Annotated in this window: 14 protein-coding genes and 1 pseudogene; 13 read left to right on the forward strand and 2 right to left on the reverse strand. The window is 66.3% G+C overall.

The window, feature by feature from the left end; translation table 11 throughout:
* Window positions 1-64 precede the first annotated feature (64 nt).
* From AC3WK8_RS07670 to AC3WK8_RS07700, 7 genes are all read left to right on the forward strand, one after another.
* Window positions 65-1,855, forward strand: coding sequence for an ABC transporter ATP-binding protein (locus tag AC3WK8_RS07670; protein WP_103323940.1), 1,791 nt, complete (start codon window positions 65-67; stop codon window positions 1,853-1,855).
* Window positions 1,849-3,600: an ABC transporter ATP-binding protein gene (locus tag AC3WK8_RS07675; RefSeq protein WP_103323939.1), complete on the forward strand. Its 1,752-nt coding sequence runs from the start codon at window positions 1,849-1,851 to the stop codon at window positions 3,598-3,600. The genes AC3WK8_RS07670 and AC3WK8_RS07675 overlap by 7 nt, the downstream gene beginning before the upstream one ends.
* Complete coding sequence (locus tag AC3WK8_RS07680; protein WP_103323938.1) at window positions 3,600-4,541, forward strand: ABC transporter permease; 942 nt, start codon at window positions 3,600-3,602, stop codon at window positions 4,539-4,541. The genes AC3WK8_RS07675 and AC3WK8_RS07680 overlap by 1 nt, the downstream gene beginning before the upstream one ends.
* Window positions 4,538-5,482 (forward strand): iron chelate uptake ABC transporter family permease subunit, encoded by a 945-nt coding sequence (locus tag AC3WK8_RS07685; RefSeq protein ID WP_103323937.1) that lies wholly within the window; start codon window positions 4,538-4,540, stop codon window positions 5,480-5,482. The genes AC3WK8_RS07680 and AC3WK8_RS07685 overlap by 4 nt, the downstream gene beginning before the upstream one ends.
* The gene (locus tag AC3WK8_RS07690) at window positions 5,479-6,255 is read left to right on the forward strand and encodes an iron ABC transporter ATP-binding protein (protein ID WP_103323936.1); all 777 of its coding nucleotides are present in this window, start codon (window positions 5,479-5,481) and stop codon (window positions 6,253-6,255) included. Before AC3WK8_RS07685 ends, AC3WK8_RS07690 begins: the two co-directional genes overlap by 4 nt.
* A complete protein-coding gene (locus AC3WK8_RS07695) occupies window positions 6,252-7,253 on the forward strand; it encodes a siderophore ABC transporter substrate-binding protein (RefSeq protein ID WP_103323935.1) in 1,002 nt (333 codons plus the stop codon). Before AC3WK8_RS07690 ends, AC3WK8_RS07695 begins: the two co-directional genes overlap by 4 nt.
* Before the next feature lie 128 nt (window positions 7,254-7,381).
* A complete protein-coding gene (locus AC3WK8_RS07700; RefSeq protein ID WP_404942587.1) occupies window positions 7,382-9,610 on the forward strand; it encodes a TonB-dependent receptor in 2,229 nt (742 codons plus the stop codon).
* Between the two features lie 84 nt (window positions 9,611-9,694).
* On the opposite strand, the gene AC3WK8_RS07705 is transcribed toward AC3WK8_RS07700, so the two are convergent.
* Both AC3WK8_RS07705 and AC3WK8_RS07710 read right to left on the reverse strand, forming a co-directional pair.
* Window positions 9,695-10,222 carry a glyoxalase superfamily protein gene (locus AC3WK8_RS07705; protein WP_103323933.1) on the reverse strand — a complete coding sequence of 176 codons (528 nt, stop codon included), beginning with the start codon at window positions 10,220-10,222 and terminating at the stop codon, window positions 9,695-9,697.
* A 183-nt stretch (window positions 10,223-10,405) separates the two neighbouring features.
* A pseudogene (locus tag AC3WK8_RS07710) lies at window positions 10,406-11,101 on the reverse strand (tRNA (adenine(22)-N(1))-methyltransferase).
* 442 nt (window positions 11,102-11,543) lie between these two features.
* Between AC3WK8_RS07710 and AC3WK8_RS07715 the strand changes: the two are divergent.
* Genes AC3WK8_RS07715 through lhpH form a run of 6 tightly spaced genes read left to right on the forward strand, consistent with a single transcriptional unit; the run spans window position 11,544 to window position 15,920 of the window.
* Window positions 11,544-11,741 carry a hypothetical protein gene (locus tag AC3WK8_RS07715; RefSeq protein WP_103323932.1) on the forward strand — a complete coding sequence of 66 codons (198 nt, stop codon included), beginning with the start codon at window positions 11,544-11,546 and terminating at the stop codon, window positions 11,739-11,741.
* Window positions 11,729-12,403, forward strand: coding sequence for an amino acid ABC transporter permease (locus AC3WK8_RS07720; protein WP_085596624.1), 675 nt, complete (start codon window positions 11,729-11,731; stop codon window positions 12,401-12,403). The genes AC3WK8_RS07715 and AC3WK8_RS07720 overlap by 13 nt, the downstream gene beginning before the upstream one ends.
* A gap of 2 nt (window positions 12,404-12,405) precedes the next feature.
* Entirely contained in the window at window positions 12,406-13,140 is a 735-nt protein-coding gene (locus tag AC3WK8_RS07725) for an amino acid ABC transporter permease (protein WP_085596623.1), read from the forward strand.
* A gap of 41 nt (window positions 13,141-13,181) precedes the next feature.
* The gene (locus AC3WK8_RS07730; protein WP_031321487.1) at window positions 13,182-13,910 is read left to right on the forward strand and encodes an amino acid ABC transporter ATP-binding protein; all 729 of its coding nucleotides are present in this window, start codon (window positions 13,182-13,184) and stop codon (window positions 13,908-13,910) included.
* A gap of 23 nt (window positions 13,911-13,933) precedes the next feature.
* Window positions 13,934-14,887: a bifunctional Delta(1)-pyrroline-2-carboxylate/Delta(1)-piperideine-2-carboxylate reductase gene (lhpI, locus tag AC3WK8_RS07735; protein ID WP_103323930.1), complete on the forward strand. Its 954-nt coding sequence runs from the start codon at window positions 13,934-13,936 to the stop codon at window positions 14,885-14,887.
* Between the two features lie 25 nt (window positions 14,888-14,912).
* Complete coding sequence (gene lhpH, locus AC3WK8_RS07740; protein WP_103323929.1) at window positions 14,913-15,920, forward strand: trans-3-hydroxy-L-proline dehydratase; 1,008 nt, start codon at window positions 14,913-14,915, stop codon at window positions 15,918-15,920.
* Window positions 15,921-15,968 lie beyond the last annotated feature (48 nt).

A 15,968-nucleotide genomic window follows, 5' to 3' on the forward strand; every position in this document is an offset into this window, starting at 1 on the left:
TCCGGCTCCGTTTACCGGGGCGGGTGGGGCAGGCCGGTCTTCGAATGTCTGGAAAACTTCATCTATGAGCACCCATGACGCGATCTCGGCCCACTCCAAGGCCCAGGGTCCGATCAGCCAGGTCTTGACTCCCGTGCGCGGTCGGCTGATTACGGCGGCGGCCCTGTCCGCCAGCGGATCGATGCTGACCCTGGTCCCCTTGGCGGTTATCGAGCGTATCGCCAGGCTGGCCCTGGGCGACGCCACCCATGTGGCCGGCGATATTGGCTGGCTGCTGCTGGTGGGCGTAGCGAGCCTGTTCTGCGGCATGGCGCTGCTTTGCGCCGGCGAGTTGCAGGCGCACCTGGCCGACAACCGCATCACCCATCAATTGCGCCTGGCGATCGTCCAGCGCCTGGCCCTGGTGCCGCTGGGCTGGTTCACCGGCCGCGCCTCGGGGGAGGTCAAGCGGGCGATGCAGGACGACATCGGCACGCTGCACAACCTGACCGCGCATTTCTTCACCACCCTGGGCCGTGCCGGCGGTGCGTTGCTGATCGGGGTGATCTACCTGTTCGCCATGGACTGGCGCCTGGCGCTGCTCTCGCTGCTGCCGTTCCCCGGGTTCTTCGTGTTCCTGGGCCGGGCCATGAAGTCCAGCGGCGCCAACATGCAGGAGATCGTCACTGGCCTTGGGCGCATCGACAATGCGGTGGTCGAATTCGTCAACGGCATCCCGGTGATCAAGGCCTTCGGCAGCAGCGGCCAGGCCCATGGGCGCTACCGCGAGGCGATCGACGCCTTCGCCCAAACCTTCATCGCCTTCACCCGGCCGCTGGTGGCGGCCATGGCCAACGCCAACGCGCTGGTCGCCCCGGTCTCGGTACTGGGGGTGGTGTTGGCCTGCGGCACCTTGTTCGTGAGCCAGGGCTGGGCCACGCCGCTGGATGTGCTGCCCTTCGCCCTGGTGACCCCGGGGCTGTGCGCGCCGGTATTGTTGCTGCACTACATCCTCCACGACCTGGGCAGTGCCACCGGCGCGGCCGAGCGGGTGCAGGCCTTGCTGCAGACCCCGGTGCTGGAACAGCCAGCCCCCGGTACCGGGCAACAGCCCCAGGGCAATGAACTGCGCCTGAAGCGGGTGAGCTATGGCTACGACCCCGAGCATCCGGTGCTGGCGGATATCGACCTGGTGCTCGAACCTGGCACCACCACCGCCATCGTCGGGCCTTCCGGGGCCGGCAAGTCGACCCTGGCGCGCCTGCTGCTGCGGTTCTTCGACCCCAGCGCCGGACGCATCACCCTGGGGGGTGTCGACCTGCGCCAACTCGACAGCGCCAGCCTCTACCGCCATATCGGCTTCGTGTTGCAGGACGTGCGCCTGATCCACGCCAGCGTCGGCGAGAACATCGCCCTGGGCAAACCCTTGGCCAGCCGCCAGGAGATCGAAGCCGCCGCGCGCCTGGCCAATATCCACGAACAGATCCTGCGCTTGCCTCGGGGCTACGACTCGGTGGTGGGCGAGGACGCGCACTTTTCCGGGGGCGAGCAGCAACGCCTGAGCATCGCCCGCGCCGTACTGCTCGACCCACCGCTGCTGGTGCTCGACGAAGCCACGGCCGCGGCGGATGCCCAAAGCCAGGTGGCGATCCAGGAAGCACTGGCGCGTTTCTCCCAGGGCCGTACCCTGCTGGTGATCGCCCATCGACTGGATACCGTGATGCACGCCGAGCGCATCGTGGTGCTCGACAACGGCCGGGTCCGTGAACAGGGCCGGCACTCCCAGTTGCTCGAGCAAGGAGGGCTGTACGCACGGCTCTGGAGGCTCGGTGGCTATGGCGACAACCGCAAGGAACAGGTAGCACAACCATGCTGAAGACCTTCATCCAACTGCTGGGCGAGGATGTCCCGGTATTGCGTCGCTATGCCTGGATGGCGGTGGGCTATGGCTTGCTCAGCGGCCTGACCATCACCGTCCTGGTGCCCTTGCTCGGCCACTTGCTGGCCGGTGATACCCGAGGCGCCAGTGCCTGGCTGGCGTTGTTGCTGGCCGGCGTGCTGCTGTGCTGGCTCTGGCGGCGCCAGGTGGAACGCGCCGGGGTCGCGGTGGGCGTCGCCGTCCTGCAAGGCGTGCGCTTGCGCATGGGCGAGCATATCGCCCGGCTGCCGGTGGGCTGGTTCACGCCCGAGCACAACGCCCGGCTGGGACACGTCATCACCCAGGGCATGATGGCCATCGCGCAGTTGCCGGCCCATGTGTTCACGCCCCTGATCAGTGCCGCGATGACTCCCTTGGCGATGGTCGTCGCCCTGGGCGTGTTGCACTGGCCGACCGGATTGCTGGCCCTCCTGGCCTTGCCGCTGCTGGCGCTCGCGGTGTCGTTCTCGACCCGCCTGGGGCGCCGCGCCGATAGTGCTTTCCATGCGCATTTCGCCAAGACCAGCCAGCGCATGGTGGAGTTCGCCCAGGCCCAGTCGGTGCTGCGTGCGTTCAACGGCGAGCAGGGCGGCACGCGCTTGCTGCGCCAGGCCATCGACCAGCAGCGCCAGTCCGCCGGGCGCTTGATCTACCTGTCGTCATTATCCTCGGTGCTCAACACCTGGGTGGTCCAGGGCATCTTCGCCGCCTTGCTGGTGAGTGCCGGCCTGTGGCTCGAACGCCTGTTGGGCCTGGGCCTGGAAACCGGCCCGGCCATCGCCCTGGCGGTGACCCTGGTAGTGGTCAGCCGCTTCGTCGATCCGCTGCTGGAGCTGGCCAGTTATGGCGAGACCCTGCGCGGGGCCCTGGGCCAGCTCGAAGAAGCCAGCCAGATCCTCGCCGTGCCGCCTCTGGCCCAGGCCCAGTCGCCCCAGGCGCCGGGCGATGCCTCGGTCGAACTGCAAGGCGTGAGCTTCGCCTATGGCCCCGGGCAGCCCGAGGTCCTGCGGGACGTCAGCCTGCGCCTGGCACCGGGCAGCATGACTGCGTTGATCGGCGCGTCGGGTTCGGGCAAGACCACCCTGGCCAGGCTGATCGCCCGGTTCTTCGAGGTCGACCAGGGCAGCGTACGGGTCGGTGGCGTGGATGTGCGGCAGATGTCCGAGGCGCAACTGGCCGGGCACATCAGCCAGATCTTCCAGGATTCCTACCTGTTCCAGGGCAGCATTGCCGACAACATCCGCCTGGGCGACCCCGACGCCAGCGCCGCCCAGGTCATGGAGGCCGCGCGCCAGGCCGGCGTGGTGGAGATCATCGACCGCCTGGCCCAGGGCATCGACACCCAGGTGGGCGAGGGCGGGGCGCGCTTGTCGGGAGGCGAGCGGCAGCGCATCGCCATTGCCCGGGCGCTGCTCAAGCAGGCGCCGATCCTCCTGGTGGACGAAGCCACCGCGGCCCTGGATGCCGAAAACCAGGCGGTCATCGCCCAGGCCCTGGCCAGGTTGCGCGGCCAGTGCACACTGGTGGTCATCGCCCACCAGCTGTCGACGGTGGCCATGGCCGACCAGATCGTAGTGCTGGAGCAGGGACGGGTGGTGGAGCAGGGAGCGCCGGATGAGCTGCGTGCCAGGCCGGGGTACTACGCGCGTTTGCTCGACCAGCGTGGCGCTGCCCAGGGCTGGCGGATCGGAGCGTCCCGCTGATGCGTGCCAGCTGGCTGGGGGCCTTCGTCATCCTCTGCGGCGCCTCGTTGCTGGTGGGCGCCCGGCAGTTCTCCCTGGGGCAGCTGTTGTCCGGGGCCGGCGATGCCTGGCTGACCCTCACCGCCAGCCGCCTGCCACGGTTGATGGCGCTGGTGCTCAGCGGTGTGGGGCTGGCGGTGTGCGGGGTGATCCTGCAGCACATCGTGCGCAACAAGTTCGTCGAGCCGGCCACCACCGGCGGCCTGGATGCGGCCAAGCTGGGCATCCTGTTGTCGCTGGTGCTGCTGCCGGGCGCCGGCACCCTGGGACGCATGCTGTTCGCCCTGGGGGTGTGCTTCGCCGCGAGCCTGGCGTTCGTCCTGATCATCCGCCGCGTGCCGTTGCGCAGCGCAGCATTGGTGCCGGTGATCGGCCTGATGTACGGCGGCGTGCTGAGCGCCCTCGCCGAGTCCTACGCCTATCGCCATAACGTGCTGCAAAGCATGCAGGGCTGGTTGCTCGGGGACTTCTCCCGGGTGGTCCAGGGCCACTACGAAATCATCTACCTGATCTTGCCGATCGTGGTCCTGGCCTATCTGTATGCCCAGCGTTTCACCGTGCTCGGCATGGGCGAGGGCATGGCTGCGAGCCTGGGCCTGAATTATCCGGCGACGGTGGCCCTGGGGTTGCTGCTGGTGGCCGTGACCGTATCGGCCACGGTAATCACCGTGGGCTCGATTCCCTTCGTCGGCCTGGTGATCCCGCAGCTGGTCGCCCTGCGCCACGGTGACCAACTGGGCCGGACCCTGCCGCTGGTGGCCCTGGGCGGCGCATCGCTGCTGCTGGTCTGCGACCTGGTGGGGCGCCTGGTCATCTATCCCTACGAAGTGCCCATCGGCCTGACGGCCGGATGCCTCGGCGGCGTGCTGTTCCTGATCCTGCTGGCAAGGGGGCGCCGATGAAGCCTTCGCACTATGGGGTGTGGCTCGCGGTATGCGTCCTGGCGCTGCTGTTCCTGTTGCTCGGCTCGGGGCTGGATTTTGCCCAGGTGATCCCCAGGCGCCTGGTCCGGCTGGGGGCGATGGTGATCGGCGGGGTGTGCGTCGCCTGGTCGTCGATCGCCTTCCAGACCTTGACCTGCAACCGCATCCTGACCCCGGCGATCATGGGCTACGAGGCGGTGTACCTGCTGTTGCAGGCGGTACTGGTGGCGGTGCTGGGCATGTCCGGCCTGCTGGTGCTGGGTGCCCATGGCAACTTCGGGCTGTCGGTGCTGCTGATGCTGGCCTATTCCTGGGCGCTGCACCGCTGGCTGTTCGGCGATGGCCGGCGCGACCTATTCTTCCTGCTGCTGGTGGGGCTGGTGCTGACCATGGTCATCGGCACCTTCACCCAGTTCGTCCAGTACCAGGCCAGCCCCGGGGAGTTCTCCATGCTGCTGGGGTTCAGCCAGGCCTCGTTCAACCGGGTGCAGCCCCAGCAGTTGCTGTACGCCGGGCTGCTGGTGGCGGGGCTGTGCTTGGTAGGGCGCAAGACCCTGGCGACCCTCGATGTGCTGGCGCTGGGGCGCGACCAGGCGATCTCCCTGGGGATCGACTACCAACGCTGCGTGCGCCTGCAACTGGCGCTGATCGCCGGCCTGGTGGCGGTGTCCACCAGCCTGCTGGGGCCCGTGGCCTTCATGGGGGTATTCGTGGCGAACATCGCCTATGCCCTGGCCGGGACCTTCCGCCACCGGGTCACGCTGCCCCTGGGCTGCGCCATCGCCGTGGGCCTGTTCCTGCTCGCCCAACTGCTGGTCGAGCACCTGTTCAACTACAAGACCACCGTGGGCCTGCTGGTCAACCTGTTGTGTGGCGCTTACTTCCTGGCCCTGATGCTGCGTACCCGAGGAGCTGCATGATCACCGTCCACGACCTTCACAAGAGCTACGGCGCCAAGACTGTGCTGCACGAGGTCAACGTGCAGTTCCCGGCCCGCCGCCTGACCTCGCTGATCGGTCCCAACGGCGCGGGCAAGTCGACCCTGCTGATGATGATCGCGCGGCTGCTGGAACCGACTCGCGGCAGCATCCTGGTGGCGGGCCGCGATACCCGTGGCATGGCCATCGGCGACTACGCCCGCACGGTGGCCACCCTGCGCCAGGCGCCGGACTTCAACCTGCGCCTGACGGTCGAGGAACTGGTGGCCTTCGGGCGCTTTCCCTACAGCCGTGGTGCCCTGACCCGGGCCGACCAGCAGGCGATCGACGAGGCCATTGCCTTCCTCTCGCTGCAGGAGCTGCGCGGGGCCTTTCTCGATGAGCTCAGCGGTGGTCAGCGGCAGATGGCATTCCTGGCCATGACCATCGCCCAGCAGACCAACTACCTGCTGCTGGACGAGCCGCTGAACAACCTCGACATCAAGCATGCGGTACAGATCATGCGCGCCCTGCGCCGGCTGTGCGACGAACAGGGGCGCACGGTGGTGCTGGTGGTGCACGACATCAACTTCGCCGCCAACTACTCGGACTACATCGTGGCGATGAAACAGGGCGCCGTACACGCCGCCGGCAGCGTCGCCCAGGTGCTGACCGAAGAGCGGCTGCGAGAGCTCTACGGGCTGGATTTCAGCATCAGCCATGACGCTCGCGGCTACCTGTGCAACTACTTCAACCCCGCAAGAGAACTGAAATGACCCGATATCACGCAAGCAGGTATGGGACGTTGGCCCTGTTGGTGGCCGCGATCCTGGCCGGGCAGGGCTGCCAGGATAAAACCGCCACCTCGCCCGCGACGGGCCAGGCTCCGGCTGCTACCACCCAGGATCCGGCGTATACCTCGGTCACGGTCCGGCACCAACTGGGCACCACGCTGGTGGAGCGACTGCCCCAGCGCACGGTGGCCCTGGACATGAACGAAGTGGATTTCCTCGACCAGCTGGGCATTCCCGTGGCCGGCATGCCCAAGGATTTCATCCCGCACTTCCTGGCCCGGTACAAGCAGGCGGCCCAGGTCGAGGACCTGGGGGCGATCGTCCAGCCCAACCTGGAGCGGATCTACGCCGTCAAGCCGGACCTGATCCTGATCACCTCGCTGCAGGCCAGCCACTACCAGGAGCTGAGCGCGATCGCGCCCACGGTGCATTTCGACGTGGATTACCGCGACAGCCAGGGCCGGCATATCGAGGTCATCAAGGAGCACCTGGCGAGCCTCGGCGAGATCTTCGGCAAGCAGCAACAGGCCCGGGAGCAGGCCGCGCAACTGGAGGCCAAGGTGCAGCAGGCCCGGCAGGTCACGGCAGGCCGCCCTGAGCGCGCCTTGATCGTGCTGCATAACAACGGCGCCTTCAGCTCCTTCGGCGCGCATTCGCGCTATGGCTTCATCTTCGATGCGCTGGGCGTGAAACCGGCCAGCCCCGAGGGCGAGACCGGCCTGCATGGCCAGCCGATCTCCAGCGAATTCATCCAGCAGGCCAACCCCGACATCCTCTACGTGGTGGACCGCACTGCCGTGATGGAAGGGCGCCCGGCCCTGTATGCCCAGAGCCTGGACAACCCGCTGCTGCGCCAGACCAACGCCTGGAAGAACGGCCGTGTGGTCTTCGCCGATGCCCAGGCCTGGTATGTCACCGCCGCCAGCCCGACCTCGGTGAAGCTGATGATCGACGACGTCATCAAGGGTTATCAGCCCTGACTTCGAGCCTAAGGCTGTTCGCGGTATTTGCGCGGTAGAAAATGATTATCAACAGCCTTAGCTCTTGCATTCGAATCAAGCCAACTAATCAAAAAAACACTGCCTTCTCACTTCAACGGAGCTGTAGCGTGACTTACCGTCATTCTTTCCATCGCAATGCACACCTTTCCCAGGCTTTGGTCGCCAAACCCCTGGCCGTGGGCGTCCACCGCGGGCTGGCAGGGCTGGCCCTGGGGGTCCTGGCCACGCTGGCGGCGCCGGCGGGCGCAGAGGTTCGCGAGCCGGCCGAAGCGACCCAGGACCGGGCACTGGCGTTGCCCGCCACCACGATCCAGGGCGAAGCCGTCTCCAGCCTGCCACCGGCCTACGCGGGGGAGCAGGTGGCCTCTGGCGGCAAGCTCGGCTTGCTGGGCAACAAGGACTTCATGGAGACCCCGTTCAGCACCATCAGCTACACCGAGAAGTACATCGAGGACCGCCAGGCCAAGAGCATCACCGATGTGATCGCCGCCACCGATCCGGCGGTGTTCAGCAACGGCTTGACCGGCACCTTCAGCGAGAACTACTCGATTCGCGGCTTCGCCTCGGACATCAGCGACGTGACCGTCGACGGGCTGTTCGGCATGGCGCCGTTCTATCGCGTGTCCCCCGAAATGTACGAGCGCATCGAAGTGCTCAAGGGCCCCTCGGCGTTGCTCAATGGCATGCCGCCAGGCGGCTCGGTGGGCGGCACGGTCAACCTGGTGCCCAAGCGTGCCGGCAACGAACCGCTGACACGCATGACCGGCAGCTACATGTCCGACTCGCAGCTCGGGGGGCACCTGGACATGGGCCGGCGCTTTGGCCAGGACCAGCAGTTCGGCGTGCGTTTCAACGGCGTCCACCGCGAAGGCGATGCGGCCACCGACCACCAGAAGCAGAAAGCCGACCTGGCGTCATTGGCCCTGGACTGGCGTGGCGAGCGCGCGCGGTTGTCCCTTGACCTGTATGACGCCGACCAGCGCATCACCGGCCAGAACCGTGGGATGGGCCTGGCTGCCGGGGTTGCGGTGCCCAGGCCGCCCAAGGCCGGTTCGCTGCTCAACCCCGACTGGGCGACGGTTGAAAGCAAGGACAAGGGCGCGATCCTGCGTGGCGAGTTCGACCTCAGTGAACAACTGACCGCCTATGCCGCGGTGGGTGGCAGCAAGAGCGACTACGCCTACAACGGCGCCATGATCGCCACGGTGATCAACGATGCCGGCGACCTGCGCAGCAGCATGGGCCAGTTGAAGTTCCAGGTGCGCAAGGTCTCTGCGCAAACCGGCCTCAAGGGCCAGTTACAGACGGGCGAGATCAAGCACCAGTGGTCGTTGAACGCTACCCAGTACTCGGACAAGAAGAAGGATTGGGGGCGTCGCTCGGTGCCCGGTGCCGACTGGACCACCAATATCTACCACCCGACCTGGGGTCCCAAGGCGCCCACCAGCTGGCCGCTGATCATGCACAGCGAGAGCCGCCTGCGCAGCTACGGCGTGGCCGATACCTTGTCGGTGCTGGATGATCGCCTGCAGCTGACCCTGGGCGTGCGCCGCCAGGAGGTGCTCAGCGATACCTTCAGCGTCAGCACCGGCAAGTGCACCTCGCGCTATGACGAAAGCGCCACCACCCCGGCGGCCGCGGTGCTGTTCAAGGCCACCGACGACCTGTCGCTGTATGCCAACTACATCGAGGGCCTGAGCAAGGGCGGCACGGCGCCGCTGACCGCAGCCAACGCCGGCGCGATCTTCGCGCCCTACAAGACCAAGCAGAAGGAAGTCGGCCTGAAGCTCGACCTGGGCTCCTTAACCCATACCCTGGCGTTGTACGAGATCACCCGTCCGGGCAGCTACACCGATCCGGCCACCAACATCTACTCCATGGGGGGCGAACAACGTAACCGCGGGGTGGAGTGGGGCTTCTTCGGGGCGCCGCTGGATGACGTGCGGTTGATGGGCGGCGTCGCCCATGTCGACCCCAAGCTGACCAAGACCGAGGGCGGCCGCAACGACGGCAAGAACGCCACTGGCTATCCCGAACTGCAAGGCAAGCTCGGCGTGGAATGGGATACCCCGGTGCTGCAGGGCCTGACGCTGACCGCCAACGCCACGGCGCTGTCCAAGCAGTACATCAGCGCCGACAACCAGCAGTCGATTCCCGGCTACACCCTGTTCGACGTGGGCGCCCGCTACGCCACCCAGGTCGCTAACCGCCCGGTGACCCTGCGGGGCAACGTCAGCAACCTCACCAACAAGGCCTACTGGGGAATGCCGCTGACCACCAGCCTGGGCCTGGGTGCACCACGCACCTTCGAGCTGTCCGCCTCGGTGGACTTCTGAAACCCTAGCCCATGAGCGTCCACGGGCAGGCACTGGGCCTGCCCGTGGTACGGCTCGCTTGCGCTCTGGATGGTCGGCGCAGGATCAGCCCTGGCAGAAGCGGATGCGATTGCCGAAGGGGTCGTAGACTTCCAGGGTCTTGCCCCAGTCTTGTTCGACGATATCGGGGCGGCCGTAGCCGTAGCGCTTGGCTTGCAGTTCATCGCGCAGCTGTTCGATGTTGTGCATCGGCACGAAGATCGTCGCCCCGGGGCTGGCATCGCCATGGTGCTCGGACAGATGCAGTTGCAGGCCATTGCGGCTGATGCCCAGGTACAGCGGCAGGTCGGCTTCGAAGCGGTGTTCGAACTCCACGGTGAACCCCAGGAAATCGAGGTAGAACTCGCGAGCCTTGGCTTCGTCGAACATCCGCAGGATCGGGATGGCCTTGTCGAAGCTGATCCCCTGGGGTTGTTCCTGGGGCAGGGCTGCGGCGGCGGTGTTCCAGTCCTTGTAGCCCAGTTGCCGGGCCACGCTTTCCAGCGCGGTGGCGTGGCTGATCGACTGGTCGTGGGAAGCGAGCGCGGTGCGCAGGCGCTTGGCCATTTGCTTGGCGTGTTCGAGAGTGATCATCGTTGCTCCTGTTCGTCGAGGTGCAGGGGGGCTCGCGTTGCCGGGCCTCGACTGTCAAGAGTGACGACAGGGTAGGGGGGACAGCGATGCTTTCACCATTCCTTGCGGATGCGAGCGGCAGGTAGCATCGACCTGGGCCGATGATACACAGCGGGTTTTACCAGTGAAAGCAGCGCTGCGGGCTCAGGCCAGCAGCTCGCTGATCCAGCGGGCCTTGCGCTGGGTGTCCTGGAGTTTCTCCTCGGGCACCGCCTGCTGCGCCCGGGCGAAGTGGGCCAGGATCTTGTGCTTCTGGCGCAACTTGCGCTGCCACTTGGCCAGGAATGCCGGGCTGCGCTCCTGCATCTGCAGCGGGCCGAAGTACAGCTACTCGGCGCTGTAGCTTGGGCTGGCGCCGTGCTCGGCGACGATGATCTCGTAGTCGAAGCGGTTCTCGCGCAGCACCTCTTCGAAAAGGATGGCGTAGCCGTTGTCCATCAGCCATTGACGCAGCGGCTGTTCGCCGCCGTTGGGCTGCATGACCAGGCGCTCGCGGCCATTGAGGCGTGCCTTGCCGGCCTCGAGGATGTCGCGGATGGTCTCGCCACCCATGCCGCAGAAGCTGATGGCGGTGATCCCGTCCTCCGGCTCGATTGCCGCCAGGCCGTTGGCCAGGCGCACGCTGATGCGCTGACCCAAACCACTGGCACGAGCGCTGCGTTGGGCCGAGTGGAAGGGCGTCAGCGCCACCTCGCCAGCCACTGCCCTCTCGATGGCGCCACGGCTCAGCAACGCCAGCGGCAGGTAGCCGTGGTCCGAGCCGATATCGGCCAGGCGCGCCCCAGCCGGTACCTGGGCCGCGACGCGCTCCAGGCGCATGGACAATGTCTGTTCGTTCAACTGCAACCTCTTGCTTGCGTGGGCCCGCCACATCTCGGGCCGGATCGGGGGGCGATTCTGTCGGGCGCCGCCGCGTATTTCAAATGCAGGCGATCAGGCCCACTGGCTATGGGCGGGAGCGGGCACCGCCATAGCTGATTGCCTGGTCATTTTTATGACCAGTTGTGTTCCGGGCTTTCATCACGAAGTCAGGAACATATGCCGCTTCTGCGGTATTTGACTGACCAAATCTTAACGGGATTTAGGAAGTTTCTGATCTTTTTTCCCGAGGCTTTGCTTGAGAATGCAACAGTCTGGATCGGAAATTGACCAGTTAATGGTTTTTTATTAACCAGTCGGGTCGTCCAGACATGACCCATACCCACCCGGGAATCTGCCGGTCCAGCGCCAGGGATTCGCTGGAACCACCAATCGGGTTGCCAGGGCAAGCAGGAGAGCAGCGATGAACAAGAACAACAAAAAACGATACCTCAAGGCCCTGGCGGTGTTCCGGCGGCGCTACCTGCCGCCACGGGACGATCCGCGAGGGCACGGCCTGGGTTGGGCGGGGCTGCCATGCTCGCATGGCTGGCCGGATGCCGGGCCTACCAAACCAGGCTCGGGTGGCGTACGCAACGGGAGCCTGGCATGGACTTCCTGAACGAATATGGGCAGGTCCTGGCCAGGGGACTGCTGGTAACCCTGATGCTGGCGCTGGGCAGCTGGCTGCTGGCCTTCGCCGTCGGCCTGCTGGTGACGTTGCTGCGCCTGGCCGGGGGGCGCTTCGTCGGCCTCTGGGTTATGGCGTTCATCGAATACCAGCGCAACGTCCCGCCCCTGGTGCATCTGTTCCTGTGGTACTTCGGCGTGAGCAGCCTGCTGCCCGAGGCGCTCCAGGAGTGGTTGAACGAGCATCACGGCGAGCTGGTATTCGCGCTGATCGCCATCGGGCTGTACTACGGCGCCTACTTCGCCGAGGACATCCGCAGCGGCCTGCGCAGCATCGCTGCGGGGCAGCAGGAAGCGGCGCAGGCCCTGGGCCTGGGTCGGGCCGGCGCCCTGCGTCGGGTGATCCTGCCCCAGGCGCTGCGAGTGGCGATCGCCCCTTTGCTGAGCAACACCGTGATGCTGATGAAGACCACCAGCCTGGCCATGGTCATCGGGGTGATGGAGCTGACCTACGTCACCAAGGAGGTGGCCAGCGGCACCTTCCGCATCTTCGCCACCTATGGGCTCAGCACCGTCCTTTATGTGGCGGTGGCGCTGAGCCTGTTGCTGGCCGGTGGCTGGCTGGGCCGGCACCTGCGGATCAGGGGGCGCTGAGCATGCTGGAGATCATCCAGGAGTACTGGTTGCTGTTCCTGCTGGGGTCCTACCCCAATGGCCCGCTGGGCGGCATCGTCGCCACGCTGCTGCTGTCGATCATCGGCATCGGCCTGGCGTTCCCGTTGAGCGTACTGCTGGCCCTGGCCCAGCTCAGCCCCGCGAAGGTACTGCGCTATCCGGCCATGGGCGTCGGCTACCTGCTGCGCAGCATTCCGTTGGTGATGCTGATCTTCGGGGCCTATTTCGTGGTGCCGATCATCCTCGGGCGACCGGTTGCCGGCTTCACCACCATGGCGGTGACGCTGGTGGTGTTCCAGGCGGTGTACCTGGCGGAAATCGTCAGGGCGGGCATCGAATCGCTACCCAAGGGGCAGGGCGAGGCCGCCGCGGCACTGGGCATGGGCTACTGGACCCGGACCCGCAGGGTGATCCTGCCCCAGGCCCTGGGGAACATGCTGCCGAGCATGGTTGGCCAGTTCGTCACCACCATCAAGGACACCTCGCTGGGCTACGTGATCGGCGTCAACGAGCTGACCTACGCCGCCAACCAGGTCAACAGCACGGTGCTCACCGAGCCCTTCAGCGTGTTCCTGGTGCTGTCGCTGGCCTATTTCGCCATCTGTTTCGCGCTGACCCAGGCCGCCCGCCTGCTGGAGGCGCGCCTTGCCCGCAACAACGGGCGGATGCCCGCCACTTCCCACCCTCCACGCCCGGCTCCGGCCCAGGGGTATTGATCATGCACAACCACAATGCTGCCCAGGCAGCTTCCAGCGTCATCATCGCCCTGGACAAGGTGAACAAGTGGTACGGCGAGCACCAGGTGCTCACGGACATCAGCGCCCAGGTGAAGAAGGGCCAGGTGGTGGTGCTGTGCGGGCCGTCCGGTTCGGGCAAGTCCACCTTGATCCGCACCATGAACCGCCTGGAGGCCATCGGCTCGGGGACCATCCATGTCAATGGCCAGGACGTCCAGGGCCGGCAGGTGGATGTGAATGCCATGCGCAGCCACATCGGCTTCGTGTTCCAGCAGTTCAACCTGTTTCCCCACCTGTCCGTCCTGGAGAACGTCACCTGCGGACCACTGTGGGTACGCAAGGCGGCAGCGGCGCCGACCCGCGAACTGGCCCTGGGCCTGCTGGACAAGGTCGGCCTGGGGCACAAGGCCGAGGCCTATCCGAACCAGCTGTCGGGTGGCCAGCAACAGCGCGTGGCCATCGCCCGGGCATTGGCCATGCAGCCACCGGTGATGCTATTCGATGAGCCCACCAGCGCCCTGGACCCGGAAATGGTCGGCGAGGTACTGGCGGTGATGAAGGCCCTGGCGGCCGAGGGCATGACCATGGTCTGCGTGACCCACGAGATGCACTTCGCCCGGGAAGTGAGCGACGTGGTGTGGTTCATGGACCAGGGCCGCCTGCTGGAGGTGGCGCCTCCCGGCGAGTTCTTCAACACGCCCAGGCATCCACGGGCGCAGCAGTTCCTTTGCGACATAGGTCGCCGCTGAGTCATCCACAGAGGAGCAACAGAATGAACGATCCATCCATTGCCGCCATGCTGGCGAACCCTCCGGGAATCATCGTCTGCGACCCGGCCAGGACCGCCGCCTTGCTGGGCTTCGAGCAGTTGGTCGAGGCCCTCGGGCGGGCGGTACGGGAACTGGCGGCCGGTTCGATCTTGAGCCCGGAGCGCATGGTGGTGCCCCTGGGCGAGGGCGGGGTGCTGCTCAGCATGCCGGCCAGCGCGCCGGACATCGCGATCCACAAGCTGGTGAACGTGCAGCAGGCCAATGCCCGGCGCCACCTGCCCACCTTGCATGGCAATGTCACGGTATGCGATGCCGCCACCGGCAGGCTGCTGTGCCTGCTGGACGGCCCGGAAGTGACCGGGCGCCGCACCGCCGCCGTCACCCTGCTGGCCCTGCGCACCTTCCTGCCCCAGCCTGTGCAGCGGATCCTGATCTTCGGCACCGGTGCCCAGTCGCGGTTTCATGTCCAGGCCATCAACGCGCTGTATCCCCAGGCCAGGATCTGGGTACGAGGCCTGGACCTCGCGTCCGCCAAGCAGTTCTGCGAAGCCAATCGCCAGTGGCATGGCCAGTTGCAGCCGTTGGATGGCGACATGCCGGAGGTCGATGCAGTCATCACCCTGACCACCAGCCTCGAGCCGGTTTACAACCAACCGGCCCGGGCCGGGTGCCTGGTCGTCGGGGTCGGCGCCTTCAAGCCGGAAATGGCCGAGCTGGGCAAGACTCTGCTCGACGGCAGCCTGATCTATGCCGACGACCCGGCCGGTGCTCGCCACGAGGCCGGGGACCTGCTGCGTGCGGCGGTGGACTGGTCCCAGGTCAGGTCCCTGGCCAGTGCGCTGGATGGCGCCGTCGAGCCTGGGCGTCCGGTGGTGGTCAAGAGTGTCGGTACCGCCGCCTGGGACCTGGCGGCTGCCCGTGTAGCCCTCGCCAACCTCATGGCCGAGCGCGCCTGAATCCATTGTCCAAGGGGAATCGACCATGCGTATCACCCGCAGCATCAACACCGTGGAAGTCCATGCCGGCGGCGAGCCGTTTCGAATCGTGACCTGCGGCCTGCCCCGGTTGCCCGGCAAGACCATCATCGAGCGTCGTGCCTGGCTACGGGAGCATGCGGACGATATCCGCCAGGCCCTGATGTTCGAGCCGCGCGGCCATGCCGACATGTATGGCGGCTACCTCACCGAGCCGGTCTCGCCCACGGCGGACTTCGGCATCATCTTCCTGCACAACGAAGGCTACAGCGATCACTGTGGCCACGGCACCATCGCCCTGGCTACCGCCGCCGTGGAGCTGGGCTGGGTCGAGCGGACGTCGCCACGGACCCGGGTCGGCATCGATGCTCCCTGCGGTTTCATCGAAGCCTTCGTCGAGTGGGATGGCCAGCATGCCGGTAGCGTGCGCTTCATCAACGTGCCGTCGTTCATCTACCGTCGCGACGTGACGGTCCAGACCCCGAGCTACGGTCCGGTCACCGGCGATATCGCCTACGGTGGGGCCTTCTATTTCTATACCAGCGGTGCGCCCCATGGCCTGCCGATCCGCGAGTCGGCGGTGGAGGAGTTGAAGAAGTTCGGGGCCGAGGTGAAGCGCGCGGCCAATGCCGCGTTCCCGGTGGTGCATCCCGAGATTCCCGAGATCAACCACATCTACGGCACCATCATCGACGGTGAGCCGCGCCTGCCCGGATCGACCCAGGCCAACTGCTGCATCTTCGCCGACCGCGAGGTGGACCGCTCACCCACAGGTTCGGGCACCAGCGGCCGGATCGCCCAGCTTTACCTGCGGGGGCAGATCGACCGGGACCAGGTGCTGGTCAACGAGTCGGTAATAGGGTCGGTGTTCAGTGCCAGGGTCATCGAAGAAACCCGGGTGGGGGAATTCAAGGCGGTTATCCCGGAAGTCTCGGGCACGGCCTACATCTGTGGGTTCTGCAACTGGATCATCGATGAGCGTGACCCGCAGCGGCACGGTTTCCTGGTCCGCTAGCGCGGCGTTAGCTGCTGCGCGCACATCATTGCCATGGCTATTCTTCCT

Source organism: Pseudomonas sp. FW507-12TSA, assembly GCF_058781435.1.